Origin of the sequence: Cupriavidus respiraculi, from assembly GCF_914271545.1 — a bacterium.
Lineage (GTDB): Bacteria > Pseudomonadota > Gammaproteobacteria > Burkholderiales > Burkholderiaceae > Cupriavidus > Cupriavidus respiraculi.
In genome coordinates this window covers 390,001-412,428 of record NZ_CAJZAH010000001.1, presented here as the reverse complement: position 1 = coordinate 412,428, position 22,428 = coordinate 390,001, and the positions used below count along the sequence as shown (strand labels likewise).

The following is a 22,428-nucleotide window of genomic DNA, read 5'->3' as shown; positions in this document are numbered from 1 at the left end:
CGCCAGACGTCAGAAAGGTCCGCGGGGGCTTGGCGGAACTGGCCACGTATCGCGAGCCCGACAGCGCAACAGTCTTTGAGAGCCGATCATGTCTTTTGATACCCAAACCTTCCGGAAGAAATACCGGGCGAACATTTCGCCTTACTACAACCCCTGGCTGCATGCTGGCTTCGTTCTTGTTTTCGGCGTGACCTTGATCCTCTTCTTGCTGAACAAGTTGGACCACGTCAGCGCGGTGGAGTGGCTAACTGTGCCGGCCACCTTAATTTTCTACAGCAGTGGCGAGTACCGCACCCATAAGGGTCTCGGGCACAACAAGAAGCGATTCGCGAAGGCGTTCTACCAGCGCCACACGGGCGACCATCATAGTTTTTTCGCAGATGACCAGATGCGCTACGAGTTCGCCAAGGACTGGCGGGTGATTCTGTTCCCGGCATGGCTGATCGTTGTCTACAGCATTGGCGCGCTGCTCGCTTGGTCGATCATCGGCCTGGTCAATGCGAACGTCGCTGCGCTGTTTGCCGCCACGCTACTGGGCGGCTATCTCAGCTACGAGATCTTTCATGCCTGCGAGCACCTCCCGCCGCAGAATCCGATCTGTCGCCTGCCGTGGATTCGCCACATGCGGCGGTTGCATGAGTTGCATCACCGCCGTGACCTGATGCAGACCAAGAACTTCGCCGTAGTGTTTCCACTGTGGGACTGGATCTATGGAACCCTTCATTGGGAGCCCGAAGAAGCAAGCGAGAGCCTGGTCCCCACCGTCAAGATGCAGCATTCCATTGATATCGCCCGGACGCCAAGCCAGGTACTGGCCTACGTGAGTACTCCGCTTCGTTGGCACGAGTGGCATCCTTACCACGTAGCGATCACCGGGCAGGGAGGGTCGCTGCCGGTTGGGAGCCACTTTGCGTACGTCGGCGGCCGTGCAGGCAAGTTGCAGTGGGAAGTCGTGGAAAGTCTTCCGGATCGGCTCTGGCGAACCCGGGCCCGTGGCAACCGGGGTCTTGAGATGTTCGTCACGTATGAGTGCATCGGCACAGCCACTGGCACGCGCTTCGTGCGGACGCTGGAGTATCGGTTTTCCAGTGTGGTGGCCCGCATGGCTGATCGGCTGGTTTTGCGTAAGCGAATTGAGCGCGACTCTGTTGCCTTGCTTCACAAGCTGCGCAGCGTCTCCGAGAGTGTTCTTCCCGCGGCAGAAACGGATTGTGCTTCCAAACAGGCGACATGAAGGGCATGGGGGCATGCAGGCTCCACCGCGCGTGTCAGGCTGCAATGGAGCAATGGCCAGACGGAGGGTCATGTCAACAGGCTCAAGCTCCTCAAGCGCCAAATGTATGGTGTGCGTGAGCACGAGATTCGATGGATGCGCGAGCACGGTAATTGATGGTCGGCTGCGGCACCGTCCATCACCAATGTTGCGTGCCGTCGGGCAACGCTGATGGACGTGGCGATCTATCGCGGTGGACCGGATGCGGAGCAGCGGCACTGATGTAACAAGGGGCCCGGCGGGCCCCTTGTTACTGGATCAGAAGTCGTTATCTGCGAGATCGCCAAGGCCATCAGGATGCTCCTGCCGATCTTCGGCCAGCCACTGGGCCAAGGCCAATTGATAGTGAGCATGCAGACGGTCGCGCAGATCGTCGAGCAATTCGATCACAGCCCAGGCCTGCGCGGGCGTCCAGTTGGCATCAATGAGCAGGGGCAGCCCCTGGGCGATGCCGGATGGCTGGTGGAAGGTCATGGTGATGTCGTCGTTGTGTTGATGGACGTGGCGGCGATGGCCAACGGCGCCACTCACCGCCTGGCGCGGCGGTTCAGGGTTGCGCTGTAGGTTTCCAGATAGAGCTTCTCGTCGATCTGCGGTAGCTCCCGCTGCGCGGCCTGGGCCAGAAGCTCGCCCGCCAGGTTCATCAGGATGCGGTAATTGCCGGCGGCGTGCTCACACAGGGTCTGGCGCAATGGCATGGTCATCAGGGTGGCGTTGCCGGCGGCGGCCAGCAAGTGGTCCAGGCAGGCCTGCAGCTCGTCGATGCTCGCACTCTCCAGCGCCAGACGGCAGCGGATGCGGCTGCCCAGCGGGATCAGGTCCTCGCGGCTGAACTTCTCCGGCAGGCGAGCGTCGCCGGCAAGCACCACGCACAGCAGCAATTGCGAGTCGAAGCGTGCCTGTGCGAGCAGGCGCAGTTCCGAGAGGGCTGGCACCGCCATCTCCTGGGCTTCATCGATGAGCAGCACGCAGCGGCGGCGGCTGGCCTCCATGTGGGTGAGCCAGCGCTCGCGCAGCGCCTTGAAGCCGCCCCAGCGATTGTGGGGCTTGAGCGGTACGGTAAAGATGTCGCTGAGCTCGCGATAGAAGTCCGCCAGATTGCTCTGTGGGTGAGCGATCGAGCCGACCATCAGATCGGGGACGCGCATGAGGCGCTGATGGAGCAGGCGCAGCGTGACGCTCTTGCCGCAACCGGGGTCGCCATGCACCATGGCGAAGCCGCCTTCGCGGGCCATACCGTTCTCAATGCGCCAGCAGAAGTGATCGAGCTTGGGTGGCACGAACACGGCCTCGACGGGGATGTCCTGGGCGAAGGGGTTGAACTTCAGACCGTACAAGGCCAGCAGGTTGGGTTGATTCATAGCTTGGTGGGTGCGGGTGGGAGATAGGCCGGCGGCAGGCCGGTGGCGGCGTGTTCGGCGAGCAACTGACGCAGCAGCGGCGCAGTGCCAGCCTGCGCGGGTTCCTCGTTAGCAGGCGAGGCACCCTTGGCCGTGAGATGCGCGCGCCGTGCGTCGGCATTGGCAGACTTGTCCAGCGGGAACACGGCGGCCAGGATCGCGCCGATGCGCGCATCGATCAGGTCGACTTGGGAGAGATCCCAGCGCGCGTAGCTCAGGCAGACTTGCTCGAGGTGGCGGTAAGCGCCGGGGATCTCGAAGCGCACGCCGTCCAACGTGAAGGTGCCGTCGGTTCTGCGCTGGCGGCGATGCTGGCGGATACGGAAGGCCCGGCGCAAGGCCAGCGCCTCGGGACTGGGGCGCGAGACGTCGGCACAGGACAGGTAGCGCTGCAGAGGCGTCGCCTCGAGTTCGGCGTGTTCCTTGTGGTGGTATTCCTGCTCGACCCAGGCCTGCGTGGCGAGGTTCAATTGCTCCAGGGTGAGGTGCGACTCACCTTCGAGCATGGCCATCAGCCGGGACTCGAGCTGTCCCCAGAAGCGTTCCTGCTTGGCATTCTGGTATGGGCTGTAGGGCAAGGTAGTCTGGTGCAGGATGCCCAGACTGGCCAGCCCCTCGACGAACTCGTCGGCCATCATGGCTGCGCCGTTATCGGTCATGATGGCCCGCGGCAGCCCTCGCTTCATGATCGCCTGCGAGACGCCGTGCACCAGCGAGGCAGTGGTCTCGTCGAGGAACCACTGCAGGTGGCAGACCAGCCGCGAATGGTCGTCCATAATGCAGAGCAGCAGCGGCTTGTGCCACTGCCCATCGGGGGTGAGCACCTTGCGCGAACCATGGTGGAAGTCCAGGTGCCAGAGCGCGGCCACGTGGTCGACCTCGTAGCTACGCACCTCGCGTGCCTCGCGGCGAGCCGCAGCAGCGATGGCCCCATCCGTGCTCGAGCGCGGGGTTGGCTTGCGCACCAGACCCTGCGCCTTCAGATACCGGCACACCGTGGTGTAGGACGGCAGCGTGTCCGGGCCATCCTTGGTCGCGACGCGCAGGTTGTCGTAATGCAACTGCATGGTCCAGCCGGGGTGCTGACGGTACTGCTCGACCAGCGCTTCGATGATGGCTGGGCTCAGACTGACGAAGTGGCCGCAATCGTCGCGCAGTCGGTTCTTGAGTTGATCGACCGGATCCTGGACGTGACGGGCCCGGTAATACCAGCGTTCGATGGAAGACGCGCCGAACTGAACGTCGGCGCCGGTGATGGGGTGCCGCCAGACCTTGGCGGCCAGTGCCTGGAACGCTTGCTGCAATTCTCCTTTGGCAGGCGGCGAAGCCAGCAAAGGGCCAATGACCGAGAAGCGCAAGCGCGCCCATCGGTTGCGATGATCAATCGATAGTGACATGACTCTCCGTTGGGGGGATAACGGGAGCAGGCTACGGGCAGTGCGGGTGACCCGCCATCGACATGTTCTGCGGGAGATTCCCCTATCTGGCGCATCCCTCAGCCAGCGTGGTCAGGCCGGGCCCAGCAGCAGAAGCAACACCGCGGCCAGACGCTCGTCTTCGCTGTCGTGCTCGACCGATTGCAGCAGGCAGTCGGGATAGATGAACGGCTCGGGCGTTGGCGGGATGAGGCCACGCAGCCACCGACCGACGGGGGTCTTGGGGAAGGTCTCGGTCCACCACTGACGCCAGCGCTTGAGCGTGGCCCAACTGATCGCCGGCAGGCCGTCCAGGCAGGCGCCAGTGGCACGGCTCGATCGCAGTACCAGGACAATGGCCAGCCAGACACGCCGGCCGAGAAAGCGCACCGAATCGGGCGTCATGCGTTTGCGGCATCCGGCACAGCACAGGCTCAGGCGCGTATTGCAGTCCGGGTGTGCTGCCGGTGGGCATCCGCGCGGCTTACGCGGATAGTTGGCACTGTGCAGCACAGAGCCGCAATGGCAGCAGCCCCTGTCTCGCGCCACCTTCATCAAGTCTTCGTCGATCCGGCGCAACAGGGCAAAAAACGCTGGCGTTTGTAGCAAGGCATGGCACACTGCTGAGGTCTCCTTCATTGCTCGACACAATAAAGGCGACATCTTCCCTCAGGCGCGTGCATGCACGCTCCCTGAGGGAACCCCTCCAGCGTCCATCACCGTTCTTGCTCAAATCCCCACGCTTTCGGCATCACGAAAGCTGCTTATGCACAATGGCCGCGCCAATATCGAGCTTCTGCGGCTGCGGGTTGTTACGTCCCGCGCAATCTGAGGTTTGGGGAGGGCCGTTTATCCCGCGAACGGCTGGGGCGATTTTCTGAACATCTCCGCAATCAGCGCGAGACGCAACGGACATAAGGAAGGCCAGTACTGCTCTGATATCGTGCGATGTTTTCCAGGCGCCACACGACAACCAGAACAGACTGGCCTATGCATCGCATTGTATTTGCGTTTCTCACGCTCGAACAACATCTTCTCGCTATCCGTTGGAGAGCGTGCAAAGGTTGGGGAGGACACCAAGAAAGTGCCGCTTAGGCACCGCGCCGGTTGTATGTGAACTAGGCTGATCGGTATCGCAACGGTGGGAGCAAGCCATGCGGTTGATCATCGAAGCCAGGTTGGCGGACGAGGGCAGCGATATTGGCCATGCCGGTGAGGGCGTTTTGGCAGTGATCGAGCGCCGTGACGGTAGTCTTGCGGATCTGGGCCTGACCCTCGCGGAGGGCCGCTCGCTGTTGGCCAAGGTTCAGACCGAGCTGGTTTCGAAACAAGTCGCGGGATGGCTTTCGGGCCAGACTCATTGCAGGAGTTGCGGGGCGGCTTTGAGCCACAAGGACCAGCGCTCGACGGTGGTGCGCACGGTGTATGGCAAGGTGATGGTGAACAGTCCGAGGCTGTGGTCGTGTGCTTGCCAACGGACTGTGCCGACGCCACGATCCGTGATCCATCCCTTGTCTAAAGCGCTGACTAATCGCGCCACGCCAGAGCTGGAATACCTCCAGGCGAAGTGGGCAAGCCATCTGCCATATCGGCAGGCCACGGCGATGCTGAAGGAAATACTGCCTCTGGACAAGGGCATTTCGTTCAGCGGCACTCGAAATCGGATTCGTGCTATCGGAAAGCAACTCGACGCTGACATCGAGCGTGATATTGCGAAGCTGCCCCCTTTCGACGGAGGCGTCCAGGTTCGCGAATCCAGCCATGTCGCGACCGTGAGCGTTGACTCGGCGTGGTTGCGGCATTGCGACTCGGTGAGGGGCCTTGGCCGACATGTCAACCTCATCGCTGGACGAGCGACGTTCACCGACAGGCCGCCAAAGTTCTATGCCTATGTGCACCGGGAAGTTACCTCGGCAGTAGCGCGGCTGGATCAATTTCTCACTCGAAACGGTGTGGCGACCGACGAGCGCGTTACCGTGATCAGCGACGACGCCGGTGAATTTGAGAAGACCATCCGGGGCAGTCAGCTCGCACGCGGCAGGATTCTCGATTGGTTCCACATCGCTATGAAGTTCAAAGCGGCGCAGCGTTCCGTGTTCGGCAGTAAGGTTATCGATTCACTGGAACGAGAGTCGATAGAGACCGAAATCACGCACGCCAAGTGGCTCGCGTGGCATGGCAAGGGCCGCAAAGCGTTGGAGCGCATCAAGGCATTGGACGCGCAGCTCCTGACCAGAGCGGGGTATGAATTCAGTACGCTGTGGTGGAATCTAGATAAGGTCTGCGGGTACCTGCGGAGCAACGCGTCTACGTTGGTCAACTATGGCGCCCGGCATCGAAAGGGCTTGCCCATCGTAAGCGCCAGTTTCGGCACACCTTGAGTGCGACGAGCGTATTCAGGCAGGATGCGGCGGGGCGGCTTTCGGCGGGGCGAAGCTGAACGGCAACAGGTCGCTGATGTCGGCGTCTGGCGTTCGCTGTGGCAACTCTGTGAGCACGTGGAGCAGATAGGCATATGGCTCGACGTCACAGGCCCGGCACGTCAGCATCAGGCTATAGATCATGGCGCTTGCCTTGGCGCCGGCCACGGTGTCTGCGAAGAGCCATGCCTTTCGATTATGGAAGCCCTTCCATAATCGAAATTATCGTAAGTTCGCAATTATGGAAGCTTCGCGGGAGCTATATCGAACGAACACGCGTCGATCCATGCCGCGGCCCTGCATTTGCTGGGCTACGGCATCGATGCGGATGCATGTCCCGCCGCGCGTCAGCTATCGACTGCCGATAACTAAAGCGCCTGTGCGTCGGGACGGCGACAACTTCCAGGCCCGGATTTTCTGGCGCAAGGCCGTTTGCCTGCTTGACCCTAACAGCCCCGTCATTCGCGTGGGTTTCGAATCCGGTCCCAAAGGCTTCGACGACGTATGGGTGGAATATGACCCCAGCCGTGCACCAAATGACCCAGAAGGAAAACCAATCCTGCGGGAGTACACGCAATGCAAGTGGCACGTTTCGGTAAGCGACTTCGGACATAGCGACCTCATAGATCCCGAGTGGATCAACGCCAATCGTTTTTCCTTTCTTCAGCGGGCCCGAAATGCTCAGCACGCCCACGCGAAAGACGGGATCGGGGTCCGATTCAAATTGCTAACCAACTGGCGGATCGCGCAGACCGACCCGCTCCGACCCCTTATCCATCAGCGTCACAAAGCCATTCGCCTGGAGCAGTTGTTTGGCACGAAGACCGATGCGTCGGCGACAGGCCGGATCCGGAAACTGTGGCGGGAACATCTGGGCATCGACGATGCCGAATTGCGTCTACTGGCCCGCACGCTTTCGCTCGACACCGACTCCACATCGCTGGATGACCTCCGCGAACTGTTGGACATGCACTTCGAGAACCGGGGACTGCTTCGCATACCGCTGAACGAGAGTAGCTTCCGGTATGACGACATCGTCTTCCAATGGCTCGCCCAGGGTCGCCTCGAGTTCACGCGGGACACCTTTCGGGACGCCTGCCAGCGCGAGAATCTGTTTGCGAAAAGGAACTCTCCAAGGACACTAGTGGGTGTCAAGTCGTTCGAGCACGCGTTCGACCGACTAGAGGAACGATGCAGCACCGTCCTGGACTTGATACCGTATTTCAACGATCGGGCCATTCGCGACCAGCAAGATTGGACCGGCAACCTGTACCCCGCGCTCAAGCGCTTTCTCATTGACGCGGCGCGCGAACCGCAACCGTTACTCCTGGCGCTAGACGCCCACTTGACGCTGGCGTTTGCCGCTGGGTCCGTCGTCAACATCAAGTCTGGACGGCACGTGGAAATCGAGCAGCGTACGATCGACCGGCAAAGCTGGAGCGCGACGGACACTTTCACCAATCCAGACTGGCCGACGTGGAACTTTGAAGTGGAAGACTTGACGTCAGAGTCAGGAGAGATGGCCGTGGCTGTTGCGCTCACCCACGATATTCCCGACGCGGTGCGCGGCTATATTGCCACCGCCTTGCCTGGCGTCAGCAAGCTATTAGTCGCGAAACCGTCGTGCGGATCGGGAGCGCAGTCGGTCGCAAGCGGCAGGCACGCTTTCGAACTCGCCGAAGCCTTGGTTCAGCGCATCAATATGGAGCGGAAGGACGTGAAACCTCCAATGCATATTTTTATTGCGGCGCCCAACGCCTTTACGTTCTTCCTGGGCCAGCGTCAGCCGGGTATGGGACGAACAACCTTGTATGAGTATGACTTCGAGGGCGCGTTTGGCGGCGGCTATCAAGCCTCCCTGACGCTCCCGACCTAGCACGCGCGTCAGGCATTGCCGAATGACTGGGCCGATGTGGCTTTGGTGTGGGACATATCTGGCGAAAGTGATGGCAAAAAGCTACCGAACGGTGAGCCACGTCGATGGCTGGACTGGCCTCCCGCAATACGAGATTCGCGACAACAAGGTCTACCGGGCGGTGTCCCATGTTAGCGGTTGAACTGGCCTGCCTCAGTATGAGATCCGTGGCGATAAGGTGTACCGTACCGTGTCGCATGCAGACAGCTGGAGCGCAGTTCCTCAATATGAAATCCGAGGCAACAAGTTGTATCGCACGTGCTCCCATGCACAGGGTTGGACCGGCTCTGCACAATACGAATTACGCTAGCGCAACCAGCGCGTACGCGGAGTGGCTCACGTCGCATGTACCGTCAGCTTTCTTAGAATCACTCGTATTGGAGCGTGCGGCGGCGTTCCAGCCATTGAAAGCGCCGATCAATGTCCAACGTTGGGTCAGTTGCCGAGAGTTGATCGGGCACTCGGCCTACTGGTCGGTATGCCCTGGAGAAGCTGGCCCGCACAGAATCCATAACAGTTCGAGGCAAGACATCGCTGCCGATCGGGTGACATTCGCTACCTCCGGAACTAGTTTTCGTTCCAGCCTGCCTCCAACGAAAACAAAGTGATGGCGGATACCCGCCAAGGAAGCTCGAAACGCTGCAGCGGCACTGACGCAAAGCCCGGCGAGTTCATGAGAAACGGCCGGACGTCTAAACTGTGCTTCCTTCGGCCACACAGCCTCAAATATCGGCCCGTTGAAGGTCCGACCACGCCCTCTCGGGATCATAAGGGGCGTGCTGGCTTTCCCGCTTTCAAGGTGCTTTCGCTGCTGGCGAGTTGGCGCATGACTCCGACCACCACCGTGCGATGCCCGATTTCAGATTTCTTACGCAGAAATGCGGGGAAGATTCGGCAAAGGCCGAAACGGAGCCAAAGGCATTCCCACGGGCATCCGGAATACTACGACTCCCCGCTCGACAGTCTCCGAGTATTGATGGGCCATGACGACACCTTGTACCAGTTCGATCAGACGATCCCATTTCACAAATCCGGAGGTCGCTGCTTCTCGAATCGCACGATGCATTGTCGCATACGCCAATAGAATTCCTGCTCGGGTCGATGCTCTCGAGTTCTCGTCCCTGGAGAGAAACCATCCCAAATCTCTACTTGGCGACACCTGTTCTACTGCTGAATCAAGCGCGATAACACTATTGGCAGGTTGTTCCACAAAATAGCGTAGCAGCAGGTAGGCCTGTACTCGTGCATCCCCTGTGCTGACTTGTATTCCGTCGCCCTTCCTGAAGACGACAAATTGCTTCAGCGGAACCCTCCCGGAGCTCGCAATACCCGCAGCATAAGAACGCAGAAGCCGCAAAGTGCAGCAATAGACAACGCGTATAAGCTCGTCTTCGCGCCGTCTAATAGTAAACAAAGGCACGAATGACATATTTCCCGCCAAATGTCGTTGCCAGAACAGGGCTACGCCGTTGCATGATGGCCGTTCCAATATCTCCGGAGGCTTTGCCAGCGCACATGCAATCGCAAAGGCACATTCCGCATCCGCGGCCCATATTTCGACGTTGGAGTAGGCGATCCAACTGTCACCGCGAGCGGAGACATCCTCTACCCACTCATTCAACGTAGAGAATGCTTGTCGATATATTTTTACGTGGGTTCGATGTTCGTGGAGGTAGCTTTCGACAAAAACTCCTGGACTAAGGGGCGCCCCCGATAATGCACAGTGACATACCGGACAATGAAGCGCCTCTCTGAAGTTTTCCAAAATACCTATATCGGAGAGAAGGCTACTACACTTCATGCAACGATCATGTATATCAACATTGTGAATCGGGCATCGCGCTAACTTGCTACACTGAAACCAGATCGAGTGATATCCGGACTCCAAACAAACGGGACAAAATCTAAGGCGACTAGTAAAAATGGCGCCCAACAAATTTGAAACCTCCCCAGCCACCAGCGAACGCTCCTCTGGAAACCTAGTACTATTGAAGTTAACTCGCTCTATGACATGGCGGATTCGTTTCAGCTTGCCGAAAAAAGTCTGCGTGCGCGTGGGAAAATTCGGAGCATCGAGTAACCTCATTGCGGCTTGCATGCCAACTGCATTCAGCCAACACAACCGATGAAAATACCCGAATGAAGACTCATTTGGTATCGAATCTAATCCACCACCGCACCAGTGAGCGTCTTTCATGCCTAAGCTTGAGAGCAGTCTGGTCTATCCGTGGCATCCGGTTTTTCATCCCAGGCCGATTTAGCTGCAAACTTAGCGGCACTCTGCCAATCTTCCTTTGGAAACTCGAAGTTTGGGCAATCTTTATCCATACCCTTAAACGCTAAAAACCCAAGAGCATCGAAAATACGCCTCGAAAGCAATTTTCCATTTTGACTTGGTTCTGATATTTTATCGTCTCTTATAAGATGTACCTCCTTCATTGCCTGCCAAAATAAACTGGCTTGATTAGCTAGGCGAAAGCCAGAGGCATATCCGAGTGGAAAACAAAATTCTGTCCATGTTGGTCCAAAATCCGTCGGCCATCTTTTCACGTCGATCACCTCAAGCAGATCTTGCAGCTCTTCCAATCCATATCCGCTGAGTCTCAGCCGATGCCTAAAATACCGATCCAGGCAGCCTATTTGCTGCTCACTGGATAAGGTTCTGAATAATTCACGAATTTTTGGAGACTCGCCACAACAAATCACGACGAAATCAATCCTCACCTCTTCTAATTCATTATGCAGATCTTTGATAAAACCGAAATCTATAGGACGAAGGGCCTGCGCTTCGTCAACCAGCATCACAATTAGCTTCCAATTAGTCTCCAGTGCAGAAGCCACAATGTCATTAATCAATCTCCGACTTAATTCGTATGAATTTCCATCAAGAGCAGCATGATTAACCGTATAAAGCAAATCCCTCACAAATCCACCATGAGAAAATATTTCCCTATTTAAGCCTCTATAAGAGAGTACGTGAATTTCGCTGAGATCTCTTGGTAACCGCTCACGAAGGACATTCATCATGATGGTTTTTCCCTCGCCAGCGATCTCTTCTATGAAAAAACTTTGCCTGAGAAACAATAAAGTTCTGGCGTTGTCATAAAAATTCGATATCGGGAGTGTCCATAATGGTGATTCCGCTCTGCTCTTCTTGGATATAATCGGGTGCTGCAGCATTAATGCTCGAAGATGACCCTCATCCATTTCTTTCTCCACGATCGCACGCAATCATTTCTTATTCCCCGAATCCAGCTTGAATATTCCGCGCGGATTTATATTTGGAAGCAGATCGTTATCACTCCCAACATTATTATTGTGGTTATCTTCTTCGGCCGGCTTTAGGGATGCTGATTTCGAACCAGTAAAGCTATCCCGAGCTACTTTCGCTATCGCAAGCGCAGTTTTTTTTCCGATATTTTCGCCGCTATTTTCGCTCGTTACAAACTCATAATCTACTTTTCCGGATCTAGCATAAATATCGGGGCTCCGGCCTCGGGGCCGTCCCTTTGCTTTTGCGCCTACCAGTTCTCTGACCCGCAATGCACATCGCCAGTTTTCCCATTTTTCCTCACCGTATAGCTTGCCCAAATTCTCGCCAGTTTCCGCGTCACTTGCCCATGCCTCTCTCGCATCGAGACGATTGATGTAGACAAACACTTTTCTTCCTATCATAGAAAAATCAGAAGCGATACGAGGATTTGTATATCGGCAGTATGCCGTATTAATGTACGGCCTACGCGTATGGACGCCCCATTCTCCCCTAACCTCCACCTTTCGTCGGTGCATAAGGAGTCGATCATTTGAATTGATAGATCTTGGTAGAGGCTGTGGAACCCATAGAAGCTCATGCTTATCTACGAATCTTTGCAGAACATTAATTACAGTTGCACCATTAAGTCGATCACCGGTTGAGATAGTATTATGTTCACGGACAACGGCATTCAACATATCGACCACAAAATCAAGGTCGATTCCGTCATTTAAACCGAGCTGTTCGACATCGGGGGGCCGGCGAACATCGTCGGGGCCCGACGCGTATGTGGCCTTCAGGCGATGCTCTCCGCGTTCTTTTGAAACCCCAATGATCCTTTCGACTAACGACCTTCCCCACCAGGCACGTGGGGGGCCGAACTCAATGGCACAACCAAATACATCAATAACGTTATTTACAAAATCATTTGCAATATTGCACCAACCGTTATCCACCCTAAGCAAACTGAATGCTTGCCCTGCCAACTGCGGTATCAACGAGCATATCAAGGTGGGGCCGCGTGCAACAAAATCCATATTGGTGCTACGTACCTCAATGCGAACGTCACCAGAATTCCGTGCGTCTAACACGACAGGCACACTGCTCAACATCGTCTGCAACGCACAATCGGCGCTCGGGTTAACTTCCAGAGAGATATGTGCGCCCAAAATTGCGCTTGTTTTTACCTCGACCAGCAACCCTAGATACCAACGAGATATAGGTATCAAATGCCCTGTACCGTTGGGATCAATCACCCTAACATGAGTGGGAATATCAATAACTGTGTAATCAAGCTCTACGACTGCAAACGGGAGAAGTGGCGATATGAGAGCATTAGGACCCATACCATGTCCTAGATTGTTAGTCGCCTCAGCACCCATTCTGGCTTTTACCGCACGCTCTGATCTTTCATTCTTCAAAGAATGAAGGAAGCGCAAAAGGGATCGTCTACCCTTGTCTTCCGTCAGGAAGGGCCATTCATTCTCTCCAACCCCTTTTGTCCGTAATTCAGAAAGAAACTCGCCATGTATTTCAATATAAGGCTGCGGCCCTAACTGCGGCGAACGGCTATTTTTTGACTTCTTTTGTTTATCCGGCTGCAGAAAGAATTTTTGTATTAAATCTTTCTTGACATCAGGAAACTTTTCGAATAACTGCGCCAGCGCGCCAGCGTAACCACTAGAGCGTTGATCGGCCAATGGATGCTTCGCAATAATGGGTTTCGTTCTGAAGTAAGGCTTAATGCGAAAACTCGGAAGCAACGCATAAAATCCTACAATACACCCCTCCCCTGCTGATGCCACGCATCGTCGGAGCAAGCGCCTCACTTCGTTTGGCGAGAATTTTGTCTGTTCTTGAATCTCACCGTAGGGAATATCGGCAGCATATAACTCAACGGCAAGCTTTCGATTCAGAAACGTTCGACGAGTCGCATCGTCAAGAACGGTGATATCGGGATGGGGCCAGTCGACAAGCTCACCGTGATATTGTTGAATCAACGATCTCCGCGCGCCCCCGCCCATTATTCAACCCGTTCTAGAAGGGAACGTCGGTGAAATGCGCTAGTACGAAGTTCGGTTTTAAGTTTCCCGTTTGCCAAGTAGCGCGCCACACTAGCAAGTAAGTGTGCGGGATCACAATCTTCTAGTGCGAGAACCTCCTGGAGCGTGAAGCTACTTCTGGCGCTAATTAATCCTGGGAGGGCCCTGGGATTCGGGTCTATAGCTCCTCTAACGCGTGTTCGATAGGAACATAGCAACATCCAATTATGGGGCAGCCATTGCGCCATTCGGATTTCGCCTTCGGTCTTGGTTATCCTATTCTTGTGTCGCGTGGGTTCCCCGTTCCTAGAGTGATTGAAGTGCCAACACTCCGTCTTGCCAGACTGATATAAAACATCAACTGTTTGTTTGTATTTTTTTTCAGATTTTTCTTTTGGTGGCCTGGATGGAAGATACGACAGTATTTCAGGATTTCCTTCGGCTAGCAATAAATGCGAAAATGCAACCACGCCGAAAATGCCAAAGCGACGATCATTTTTTGGGGAATCAAAAAAATAGACCGACGCGTGGCCGCGATTTGGATTTCTAACAAATTCAGCCGGGCTCAATCTGTGCTGGTCTGCGGCGTGATACATGATGAGTCACAACGGCGAGTCTTGGAGAATATATGGTAGAAAATTTTGTGAGTAGATAACGGTATCAGTAACCCTATGAAACTGATTGCATAGTGCGCATAATTTTAATATTTTTTATTATCAGAAAATCGCAAAATTCGCATTTAAACCCAAGGACTTTCCCCAAAAAAATACTTTCGGTTGCGGGGACAATGTGTGGAGTGGAGCGGAATGAACTCCATGAACTGCAGGCGATTACTAGGAGCTCTGAGACAAGAGCGCAGAACCAAGGCTTTCGCCGTTTGCCTGCAAGCTCAAGGGAGGTAGGGGCGGGTAGGCGGCGCTCACACGCCAGCGGAGACATAGGCAGCATGACAACGGCTGCGGTCGCTCCCGAAAAAGACACACAATTACATCTTCGGCGTAGAACCGATAGAATATTTCATCCCCAAAAAAGACGAAAATATGTGTTGAATGCAGCGACAAAGTCTACGTAAGTAGATAATTCTTATCAGATTTTACCCCATCACTTTTCTCGTCGTCTGACTGATGCCATGCTTGCGCCTTAGCAAAACCAAGGCGTCCGGCCAGCCATCCCACGGCCGTTCGCAGCGGTCTGCGCCTCCGGTAGCGCACATGGCGATGCTGCAGCAGGTCCGCCGCCGTGCGAGGCTGCCCGTAACTTTCCAGGTACGCAGGCGACGCGGTCACCGAGCGGTTTGGCAGGGCCGACATCTACCTGGCCAACGCTGGCATGAACCAGAACACGCCGTCCGGCCAGGTTGACATCGACGAGTACGACGCACAGTTCGCCACCAACTCGCGAGGTGTGTTTTTCGGCGTGCAGAAGATCGTGCCGGTGTGGCGCGATGGCGGCTCGGTTCTCCTTGTCAGTTCGATTGCCAGCGCCAAGGTGCTCGATGGACACGCCGTCTATGCGGCACAAAAGCGGCAATTGAAGCGTTTGCGCAGAGCTGGGCGCTCGAGTTCAAGGCGCGTGGCATTCGGGTGAACGTCATCAGCCCAGGTCCCGTCGATACGCCGATCCTGTCCAAGCTCGGCATTGCCGAGGGCGACAGGCCACCTTTCGAGGCAGATATGGCAAGTGCCATTCCGCTTGGTCGCATTGGGCGTGCCGACGAGATTGCATCTGCGGCGCTGATGCTGACCAGTGGCGAAGGCAGCTTCATCACCGGCGTGAACCTGCGCGTCGATGGTGGGATCGCGCTGACCTGACATTGCTAGCCGCAAACGGCCCGGCTATTGGGGCCGGCCATCGGCGCCGGCCAGCAACGCTAGCGAAAATAGGAAGAAAAACGCCGCGGGTCTTTTGAACCCCCGGCGCATGTACCTGCGTTGCCAAGGTTGGTGGTAACGGGCGCCACATTGCGGGTTGTTTCGCTCATTTTCTGGCACAGACGTTCGGCATCGCGCACCAGTGCCTCGGCCACGGCACGCTCCACGCCGGACAGGTGCACGCGCAGGTCTGCCACCAGTGCGTAGCCGCCGTCTCGTGGATCGCGCCCGAAGACCACCGTGGCGGCGACGGTAGCATCGGCAAAGGCGACCCTGGCCCGGGGCGCCAGCAGACTCAGCATGCCGGGAAAGCTCGCGGCGTAGCCCGCGGCGAAGAGCTGCTCGGGATTGGTGCCGCCGCCCGCGCCGCCAACGACCCTCTGCCGGATCATTTCGCCAAGCTGTGCCTCCTGGATGCCCGCGCCTTTAAACGCGGCCCGTGTTGGTCTGCATGGCCCGGCAAACCCGCTCCGGTCGTCCGCCATTCCCCTGACGGCGTCGCTTCGCGGTCATATAGAGCACGTAAAGAGCCAGTCTTTTCAGACTATTATGTGCGCTATAAATAACTTTCAGAGCATCCATGCATTGCATGCCGAGTGACCGTCCCGCCCCCCGCTGGTAAAGTCCAGCGCCATGCGCCAAAACACGCGCAAGCGGTGTGCCCTCGTCCCTGGGGCGCTCGCCAATACAACGGGAACGGGTACCAGGTCATGCTTTCACACGTTTATGCCGCCGTGCGCGCCGCTGGTCTTGCCATGCTTGCCGCGTCGCTCATCACCGCGTGCGGCGGTTCCGAAGACGCTGCGCCAGACCAGCCGGCTCCTCCAGCGCAGCCAGCCCCGCCTAGCGCGCCGGCCGCCCACCTCATCGTCGACACCGGCAGCGCGGCCCCTGTTGCGGGCGGCACGCTGACGCTCAAAGCCGTCGTCCTCGGAGCGGATGGCCAGGAACTGAAAGGGGCCACGTTTGCCTGGACCTCTTCCGACGAGTCCGTCGCGATCGTGATCGCGGCGTCGGACAAGGAGCCTGCGGCCTCCGCTGTCGCGCCAAGCGGCGCCTATGCCACGGTGCGGACGCTGGCCGCCGGTACCGCCGACATCTCAGCGACGGCGACGCTTCCCGACGGCAGCACCGTAACCAGCGTCGCACGGCTGAACGTCAGCGAATCCCCTGCGAAGTCCTACACGCTGACGCTGGCGCCGGCCCTGCTGACCATTTCCGCCGGCGGCGCCGCACAGACTGTCATCGCAACCGTACGCCGCTCGGACGGCGTGGATGGCGTCGCCGATCTGACCCAGTGGTCCTGGAGCAGCGACGATACGAGCTTCGTGGTGACGATGGCTGCGGGCGGCAACAGCGCGGATGTCGCCAGCCCCGCCTCGGCCACGACGGCGGGGGCGGGCACGCTGACGGCCTGCGCCACCGCGCCTTCCGGAGCAAGACTGTGTGCCAATGCGGCCTTGGCCCGCAGTGTCGCCCCGCCTCCCACATACACTGTCGGGGGCGCGGTCTCAGGTCTGGCCACCGGCAAGAGCCTGATGCTCTCGGACAGCAATGGCGACGTGCTGGCGGTCAGCGGCAATGGCGCTTTCACGCTTCCCACGGCGCGTGCTGACGCGACCGCCTATGCCCTCTCCGTGTCGGGCCACCCCGCGGGACAGACTTGCACGGTCGCTCGGGGCGCAGGGACGATCGCTGCCGCCAACGTGACCAACGTTGCGGTCGAGTGTGTGCAGGCCCAGTTCGTGGTGCTGCCAGACGGCAGCGCGAGCGGGGTGTACGTCTACCGTGTGAACCCGGTTAGCGGGGCCCTGGCCCCCGTGCCGGGGAGCCCGTTCGCCGTAGCCGGTGCGATCCGCGACATCGCGTTCTCCCCCTCCGGAGCGACAGGCTATGCGCTGACTGCCAGCGCCGTGGTGCCGTATTCTCTTGACCCCGCGACCGGCGCGATGACCGCGCTGCCTGCCTACGCCTTCCCGATTGCTGACCGGTATTCCATCGCCGCGAACCCGCTGGGCAATACCTTGCATGTAGGCGGATACGGGTCGGTCGATTTTGTCGGCCTGAAGGCGGATGGAATGCCGGACCGCGTCGTGCATAGTGTCGTCGACCCGTTTGCTTCCGATCCGATGACCGGTATCGCGGTGTCTGCCGACGGACTGCGCAGCTATGCCGTTGGCTGGATGACCGGAAGAATTCTCCAGATTCAGTTCGATCCTGCCACCGCAATCGTGGGCTTCGTGGACGCCGTGGCGACGCCAGGCGGCGTGCCCAGCCGGATAGCGCTCGCGCCGGACGGCACGCGTCTCTATACGGCGAATACCATGACAAATACCGTCGGCACCCATACGCTCAATCCCGCTTCCGGGACGATTACTGGCAGTCAGACGTCTACGACAGGCTCCGTGCCCAGCGATATTACGCTGGCACCCTCGGGCAAGTTTGCCTACACGTACAACCAGGGGAGCTTCAACATCCGGGTTTATCAATTGGATGCCATAACGGGATTGCCGATTTCCAGCCGATCCACGAGAGTCGGCTACCGCGGCGAGCGGCTCGCTTTCGACGGGACAGGAAAATATCTTTACGCACCTGCGCTCGTAGGAGGCATCCGCGGGTACGCGGTCAGCCAGACCACGGGCGACCTGACGGAGCTCCCCGGCAGTCCTTACACCTCCGGCACCGGGGCGCGGGCGCTTGCCATCGTACAGCCAAGGCCGTAAGGCTGAATGTAGGACGCGGGTATCGGACATCCGGACCGGTTGTGCGCGATCGCTCGCGGCGCGCAGGAACCGTCTGGCTGTCTGACCGGAGAAGTTGGATGAGGCATGCCGCGTTCAGCCGGGCGATTATCCGCATACGCGGCGCCCAGGCTCGCCTCACTCTCCGCCTCCGCACCCCAGGTCTACAACATCTTCGACGCGCGCCTGCCGGAGCGCGGATATCACGGGAAAGCCAGGTCTATTGAAGACGGTCGCTGTCCGACCCTATTGCGTCGCTTGTGCTGCAGATTGCGAGAGCGGCTTACGGGGCCCGGCGGTTCAGCCCAGCATGGCTAAAGCCGTCTTCAGAACGGCACGTTTGAATTCCATGGCGTCCCGCGGTAAGGAAGAGAACGGGCTCAGCACATGGCTATAGGGGACAGTTGTGCTGATGCCATTGGCGAGCATCGTGAACATGATGTCGGGATCCTGCCGCGGAATCTCGCCTGCGTCGATCGCATCGATGAGCAACGGTACGAACGCATCATGAAAGGGCCGCACCACCTGCTCGATCAGCACGTCAAGCCGGTTTCGCCCCAAAGTTGCTGGCCAATTATCGAAACGCCCGCTTCTGTGCTTATTTCTTAACGACATTCTCGGCGGCAGAAAGAGCGATTTAGCGAAGGGGGACGAGTACACGCGCCCGTCACCCAAATTTAGTGTTGCACCGTTGAGGAATAAGTTACAGAGAACGGGGATACACGCTCTCGAGAAGATGAGGCCGACTGATCGACGTTCCATAGCGCTGTTGGGGAGCGGCTTTACACGCTGTGCATAGTATTGCGTTGACCCAGCCCGCTCTGCTTAAAGTGTTCGCTGTTACGCAGTAGCCCGACGCTGGATGCCTCCAACTCGCTCGGTCGATGCACAAAAATCGCAGCGCATTTCGTCCATAGCACCGTCCCGTCGCTCAAATGAGCGGTACTCTCACTCCCCGTGAGTGCATGGCATTAGGCAAGAGCACTTAGGCCGGCGAAGGCCCGCACGCGCATCCTCACTGCCCAGTGAATCTCGCCGGCCTGCGCTCGATGAAATGCGCGACGCCCTCCTTGAAGTCCGCGCTCTGGATGCTTTCGAACATCTCCGCATTGGCCAGGCGTGTCGCCTCCGCGAGCGTCTGGAACGGCTGCTCCCACATCTGGCGCTTCATCACACCGATCGAGCGCGGCGACACGTTCTCGGCAAGGTCATCCGCATACCCGATCGTTTCTTCCATCAGCGCGTCAGGCGCGTAGAGCCGATCAACGAGGCCGATACGCAGCGCTTCGTCAGCCAGAACCTTGCGCGCCGAGTACAGCAGGTCGGCGGCGTGCCCCGGACCGACGGTGCGAGGCAGCAGCCAGGCGATGCCGTGCTCGGCGATCAGGCCCCGTCGGGCGAACGCCGTGCTGAACGCGGCGTTGGCGCTCGCGAAGCGCATGTCGCTGTAGAGCGCGAACACCAGCCCCAGGCCGGCCGCCGCACCGTTGATCGCCGCGATCACAGGCTTGCGCAGCGCTGGGAAATAGCCGTATCGCGTCTGATAGTCCGCGCGGCGGTTCATGTCGAACGGGCGCATCCACCGCGCCGCCCGAATGTCGTCGGGCGGCAGGATCTCCAGGGCGTTGATGTCCATGCCCGCGCAGAAGCCCTTCCCCGCTCCGGTCAGCACCACCACCCTCACTTCGTCGTCCCGGTCGAGGGTTTCCATTGCGTCGCGCAATTCCGCTTCCATGACCTGCGTCAGCGCGTTGAGCTTGTCAGGGCGATTCATGGTGACGACGGCAACGCGGCCGTTGCGGCCGGCCCGCGTGACCGTCAGTTCTTCATGGGTTGTGTGGCTCATCTGATGTCTCCTCTGATGTGTGGCTTGCTGTGGATTACGGAAGTTGCACCGCCCGGGGTTCGACGAACTCCTCGAGTCCGTAGATGCCGCCTTCCCGCCCCATGCCGGAGAGCCCGAATCCACCAAACGGCGCGGCAGGGTTGAAGCGTGCGCCATTGACATCGACCTGCCCTGCCCTGAGCGCATCTGCGAAGTCAGCTCCCGTCGCATCGTCGGCTGCCCATACCGTCGCCGCGAGGCCATACGGGGTGCCATTGGCGAGCGTGATGGCCTCCTCGACGGTCTCGTAGCACTGCACGGCCAGCACCGGCCCGAATACCTCTTCGTTGGCGAGGCGGCTGTCCGGCGACACCTGGCCGTAGATCGTCGGTGCCACAAAGAATCCGCTGGCAGGCACCGGCGCGTCGGGCCCACCGGCGATCCGGTCGAAGCCAGCTTGCTCCGCCTCGGCCAGATGCGCACGCACGCGCTCGCGCTGCGCGGCCGACAGCAACGGTCCGATGCGCGTGCCGGCCTCGGCGGGATCGCCGAGCGTCATCGCGGAGACCGCCTCCGCCAGCAGCGCCCGGCACTCTGGATACAAGTCGCGCGGCACGATGAGGCGAGTCGTCGCGCTGCAGGTTTGGCCCGAGTTGAGATAGCACGAGGCGATGGTGGCCTTGACCGCCTTCTGCAGGTCGGCCCCAGGCAGCACCACCGCGGCGGACTTTCCGCCGAGCTCCATCGACAGGCGTTTCATGTCACCCGCTGCGCTCGCCGCCACCTTGCGGCCCACGGCTGTGGACCCCGTGAACGACACCATGTGTACGCCAGGATGCGCTACCAGCGCGCTGCCGAGCGCGGCGCCGCCGGAGACGATGTTGAGCACACCGGCCGGCAAATGCGCGGCTTCGCAGGCGTCGATCAGGTGCAGGGTTGCCGAGGGCGCCAGCTCGGAGGGCTTCAATACGACCGTACAGCCCGCCAGAAGCGCGGGCGCTACCTTGCCCGTGATCTGGTGCAGCGGATAATTCCATGGCGTGATGGCGGCGACGACGCCCACCGGCGTCATGGTGACGCGGGAATGGCCGACCTGCCGCACGAAGGCGAAGGTTTCCGCAAGCGCAGCGGTGGCGCGCCAAGCCGCGATCGGTGCATCGACCTGGATCCGGCGCGACAGCTTCAATGGCATGCCTACCTCGCGCGAGATGCCCTCGGCCAGGACGGCGGCGCGTTCCTCCAGCGCATTGGCCAGCGCCAGCAGATACTTCGCACGTTCGCCTACCGGCGTCCCGCGCCAGCCCGGCGCGGCGGCCGACGCGGCGCGCACCGCGACATCGGCATCGCCCGCGACGCCAAGCCGTACGGTCACCCGCGGGGCTTCGGTGGCGGCGTCAAACACCGTCACGGTCTCCCCGGTCTCGATGTGCCGGCGCGTGCCGTCGATATAGTGTTCCGACAGTTGCTTCACTTCGACTCCTGGTTCTTCTGCGTACCACGTTGCGCAAGAAACTGCGCCATCACGCGCTGAGGTTCGCCGTCGGCATAGCATTCGAGCTGGGCGCGTATGCCCGCGACACACGCCTCGTCGAAACCGGGCTGCGTCATCGCGCGCAGGCGCTGCTTGGACAGGCGCACCGCTGTTGGCGGCAGCGCCGCCAGCGCCCGGGCGCGGGCCAGCGAGGCAGGCATCAGCTCGGCATCGGCATGCAGCGAGGAAACCAACCCCATCTCGTAGGCGCGCTGGCCGCTGACGAGTTCTCCCGAGAGCGACATCTGCACGTTATGCGTATGCCCGACGTGCAGCGTCATCAGGTAGGAGCCGACGATGCTGGCCAACCCGGCCTTCACCTCGGGCTGCCCCCAACGGCTGTCCGGGGTCGTCAACCGGAAATCCGCGCACAGCGCAATCTGGAAACCCGCACCGGCGGCCACGCCGCGCACCGCCGCCACACATGGCTTGTCGAGGTCGCGGACTGCCTGGTACATGGCGCGCTGCCGCTCGAGCCACGGGACGAGGTTTTGCCACGACACTTCGGCCGCTTCGCTCAGGTCCTGTCCCGCGCAGAATGCGCGCTCGCCCGCTCCAGTCAGTACCAGCGCCCGGACGGCAGCATCGTCGTTCAGCGTGCGCAGCGCCGCGATCAGCGCGTTGCGCAGCGCGCCGTTCACAGCGTTCATGCGGGTGGGACGGTTCAGCGTAACGATGGCGATGTCGCCAGCTCGCTCGATCCGCACGGCGTCCCCGTGCGCTTGCCTGTCATCGTGCATCT

General features: G+C 59.2%; 16 protein-coding genes and 2 pseudogenes. 5 read left to right on the top strand and 13 right to left on the bottom strand.

The window, feature by feature from the left end:
* Positions 1-88 precede the first annotated feature (88 nt).
* A complete protein-coding gene (locus LDO27_RS25655) occupies positions 89-1,234 on the top strand; it encodes a sterol desaturase/SRPBCC family protein (RefSeq protein ID WP_043355372.1) in 1,146 nt (381 codons plus the stop codon).
* Positions 1,235-1,531: 297 nt separating this feature from the next.
* On the opposite strand, the gene LDO27_RS01755 is transcribed toward LDO27_RS25655, so the two are convergent.
* The 4 genes from LDO27_RS01755 to LDO27_RS01740 all read right to left on the bottom strand — a co-directional run bounded on the left by LDO27_RS01755 (position 1,532) and on the right by LDO27_RS01740 (position 4,727).
* Positions 1,532-1,747, bottom strand: a complete 216-nt coding sequence (locus LDO27_RS01755; protein ID WP_011229369.1) for a hypothetical protein — start codon at positions 1,745-1,747, stop codon at positions 1,532-1,534.
* 53 nt (positions 1,748-1,800) lie between these two features.
* Positions 1,801-2,634 (bottom strand): ExeA family protein, encoded by an 834-nt coding sequence (locus tag LDO27_RS01750; RefSeq protein WP_008651548.1) that lies wholly within the window; start codon positions 2,632-2,634, stop codon positions 1,801-1,803.
* Positions 2,631-4,070, bottom strand: a complete 1,440-nt coding sequence (locus LDO27_RS01745) for an IS481 family transposase (protein WP_008651549.1) — start codon at positions 4,068-4,070, stop codon at positions 2,631-2,633. Before LDO27_RS01745 ends, LDO27_RS01750 begins: the two co-directional genes overlap by 4 nt.
* 111 nt (positions 4,071-4,181) lie before the next feature.
* Positions 4,182-4,727: a transposase gene (locus tag LDO27_RS01740; RefSeq protein ID WP_124682078.1), complete on the bottom strand. Its 546-nt coding sequence runs from the start codon at positions 4,725-4,727 to the stop codon at positions 4,182-4,184.
* 515 nt (positions 4,728-5,242) lie between these two features.
* Here LDO27_RS01740 and LDO27_RS01735 point away from each other — a divergent pair.
* Entirely contained in the window at positions 5,243-6,469 is a 1,227-nt protein-coding gene (locus tag LDO27_RS01735; protein WP_043355374.1) for a hypothetical protein, read from the top strand.
* Positions 6,470-6,484: 15 nt separating this feature from the next.
* On the opposite strand, the pseudogene LDO27_RS01730 reads toward LDO27_RS01735, so the two are convergent.
* Positions 6,485-6,703 (bottom strand): annotated as a pseudogene (locus tag LDO27_RS01730) (transposase domain-containing protein); the annotation flags it as partial.
* On the opposite strand from LDO27_RS01730, the gene LDO27_RS01725 reads away from it, so the two are divergent.
* Positions 6,651-8,384 carry an SAVED domain-containing protein gene (locus LDO27_RS01725; RefSeq protein ID WP_224039289.1) on the top strand — a complete coding sequence of 578 codons (1,734 nt, stop codon included), beginning with the start codon at positions 6,651-6,653 and terminating at the stop codon, positions 8,382-8,384. The pseudogene LDO27_RS01730 and the gene LDO27_RS01725 sit on opposite strands and share 53 nt — an antisense overlap.
* A 907-nt stretch (positions 8,385-9,291) precedes the next feature.
* On the opposite strand, the gene LDO27_RS01720 is transcribed toward LDO27_RS01725, so the two are convergent.
* The 3 genes from LDO27_RS01720 to LDO27_RS01710 all read right to left on the bottom strand — a co-directional run bounded on the left by LDO27_RS01720 (position 9,292) and on the right by LDO27_RS01710 (position 13,676).
* Entirely contained in the window at positions 9,292-10,044 is a 753-nt protein-coding gene (locus LDO27_RS01720; protein WP_137924358.1) for a hypothetical protein, read from the bottom strand.
* Positions 10,045-10,622: 578 nt separating this feature from the next.
* A complete protein-coding gene (locus tag LDO27_RS01715; protein WP_124684262.1) occupies positions 10,623-11,630 on the bottom strand; it encodes an ATP-binding protein in 1,008 nt (335 codons plus the stop codon).
* A gap of 24 nt (positions 11,631-11,654) precedes the next feature.
* Positions 11,655-13,676, bottom strand: a complete 2,022-nt coding sequence (locus tag LDO27_RS01710) for a hypothetical protein (RefSeq protein WP_124684261.1) — start codon at positions 13,674-13,676, stop codon at positions 11,655-11,657.
* A 1,371-nt stretch (positions 13,677-15,047) separates the two neighbouring features.
* Here LDO27_RS01710 and LDO27_RS25650 point away from each other — a divergent pair.
* Positions 15,048-15,529: pseudogene (locus LDO27_RS25650) on the top strand (SDR family NAD(P)-dependent oxidoreductase).
* A gap of 59 nt (positions 15,530-15,588) precedes the next feature.
* On the opposite strand, the gene LDO27_RS01700 reads toward LDO27_RS25650, so the two are convergent.
* Entirely contained in the window at positions 15,589-16,074 is a 486-nt protein-coding gene (locus LDO27_RS01700) for an OsmC family protein (RefSeq protein ID WP_224039286.1), read from the bottom strand.
* Positions 16,075-16,299: 225 nt separating this feature from the next.
* Here LDO27_RS01700 and LDO27_RS01695 point away from each other — a divergent pair, with 225 nt between their 5' ends.
* Complete coding sequence (locus LDO27_RS01695; RefSeq protein WP_224039284.1) at positions 16,300-18,312, top strand: lactonase family protein; 2,013 nt, start codon at positions 16,300-16,302, stop codon at positions 18,310-18,312.
* Positions 18,313-18,630: 318 nt separating this feature from the next.
* Here the strand turns inward: LDO27_RS01695 and LDO27_RS01690 are convergent, their stop codons facing one another.
* The 4 genes from LDO27_RS01690 to LDO27_RS01675 all read right to left on the bottom strand — a co-directional run bounded on the left by LDO27_RS01690 (position 18,631) and on the right by LDO27_RS01675 (position 22,426).
* A complete protein-coding gene (locus LDO27_RS01690; protein ID WP_224039282.1) occupies positions 18,631-18,870 on the bottom strand; it encodes a hypothetical protein in 240 nt (79 codons plus the stop codon).
* 475 nt (positions 18,871-19,345) lie between these two features.
* On the bottom strand, positions 19,346-20,176 hold the full coding sequence (locus tag LDO27_RS01685; protein ID WP_222205856.1) for an enoyl-CoA hydratase: 831 nt from the start codon (positions 20,174-20,176) through the stop codon (positions 19,346-19,348).
* Between the two features lie 34 nt (positions 20,177-20,210).
* Positions 20,211-21,626 carry an aldehyde dehydrogenase family protein gene (locus LDO27_RS01680; protein WP_224039281.1) on the bottom strand — a complete coding sequence of 472 codons (1,416 nt, stop codon included), beginning with the start codon at positions 21,624-21,626 and terminating at the stop codon, positions 20,211-20,213.
* On the bottom strand, positions 21,623-22,426 hold the full coding sequence (locus tag LDO27_RS01675; protein ID WP_224039279.1) for an enoyl-CoA hydratase/isomerase family protein: 804 nt from the start codon (positions 22,424-22,426) through the stop codon (positions 21,623-21,625). Before LDO27_RS01675 ends, LDO27_RS01680 begins: the two co-directional genes overlap by 4 nt.
* Between the last annotated feature and the right edge of the window lie 2 nt (positions 22,427-22,428).

Coding starts and splice junctions, on each gene's coding strand:
- LDO27_RS01740 (WP_124682078.1), bottom strand. CDS start 4,727: ATGAAGGAGACCTCAGCAGTGTGCCATGCCTTGCTACAAACGCCAGCG.
- LDO27_RS01685 (WP_222205856.1), bottom strand. CDS start 20,176: ATGAGCCACACAACCCATGAAGAACTGACGGTCACGCGGGCCGGCCGC.
- LDO27_RS01725 (WP_224039289.1), top strand. CDS start 6,651: ATGGCGCTTGCCTTGGCGCCGGCCACGGTGTCTGCGAAGAGCCATGCC.
- LDO27_RS01750 (WP_008651548.1), bottom strand. CDS start 2,634: ATGAATCAACCCAACCTGCTGGCCTTGTACGGTCTGAAGTTCAACCCC.
- LDO27_RS25655 (WP_043355372.1), top strand. CDS start 89: ATGTCTTTTGATACCCAAACCTTCCGGAAGAAATACCGGGCGAACATT.
- LDO27_RS01715 (WP_124684262.1), bottom strand. CDS start 11,630: ATGGATGAGGGTCATCTTCGAGCATTAATGCTGCAGCACCCGATTATA.
- LDO27_RS01695 (WP_224039284.1), top strand. CDS start 16,300: ATGCTTTCACACGTTTATGCCGCCGTGCGCGCCGCTGGTCTTGCCATG.
- LDO27_RS01755 (WP_011229369.1), bottom strand. CDS start 1,747: ATGACCTTCCACCAGCCATCCGGCATCGCCCAGGGGCTGCCCCTGCTC.
- LDO27_RS01735 (WP_043355374.1), top strand. CDS start 5,243: ATGCGGTTGATCATCGAAGCCAGGTTGGCGGACGAGGGCAGCGATATT.
- LDO27_RS01675 (WP_224039279.1), bottom strand. CDS start 22,426: ATGCACGATGACAGGCAAGCGCACGGGGACGCCGTGCGGATCGAGCGA.
- LDO27_RS01745 (WP_008651549.1), bottom strand. CDS start 4,070: ATGTCACTATCGATTGATCATCGCAACCGATGGGCGCGCTTGCGCTTC.
- LDO27_RS01700 (WP_224039286.1), bottom strand. CDS start 16,074: ATGGCGGACGACCGGAGCGGGTTTGCCGGGCCATGCAGACCAACACGG.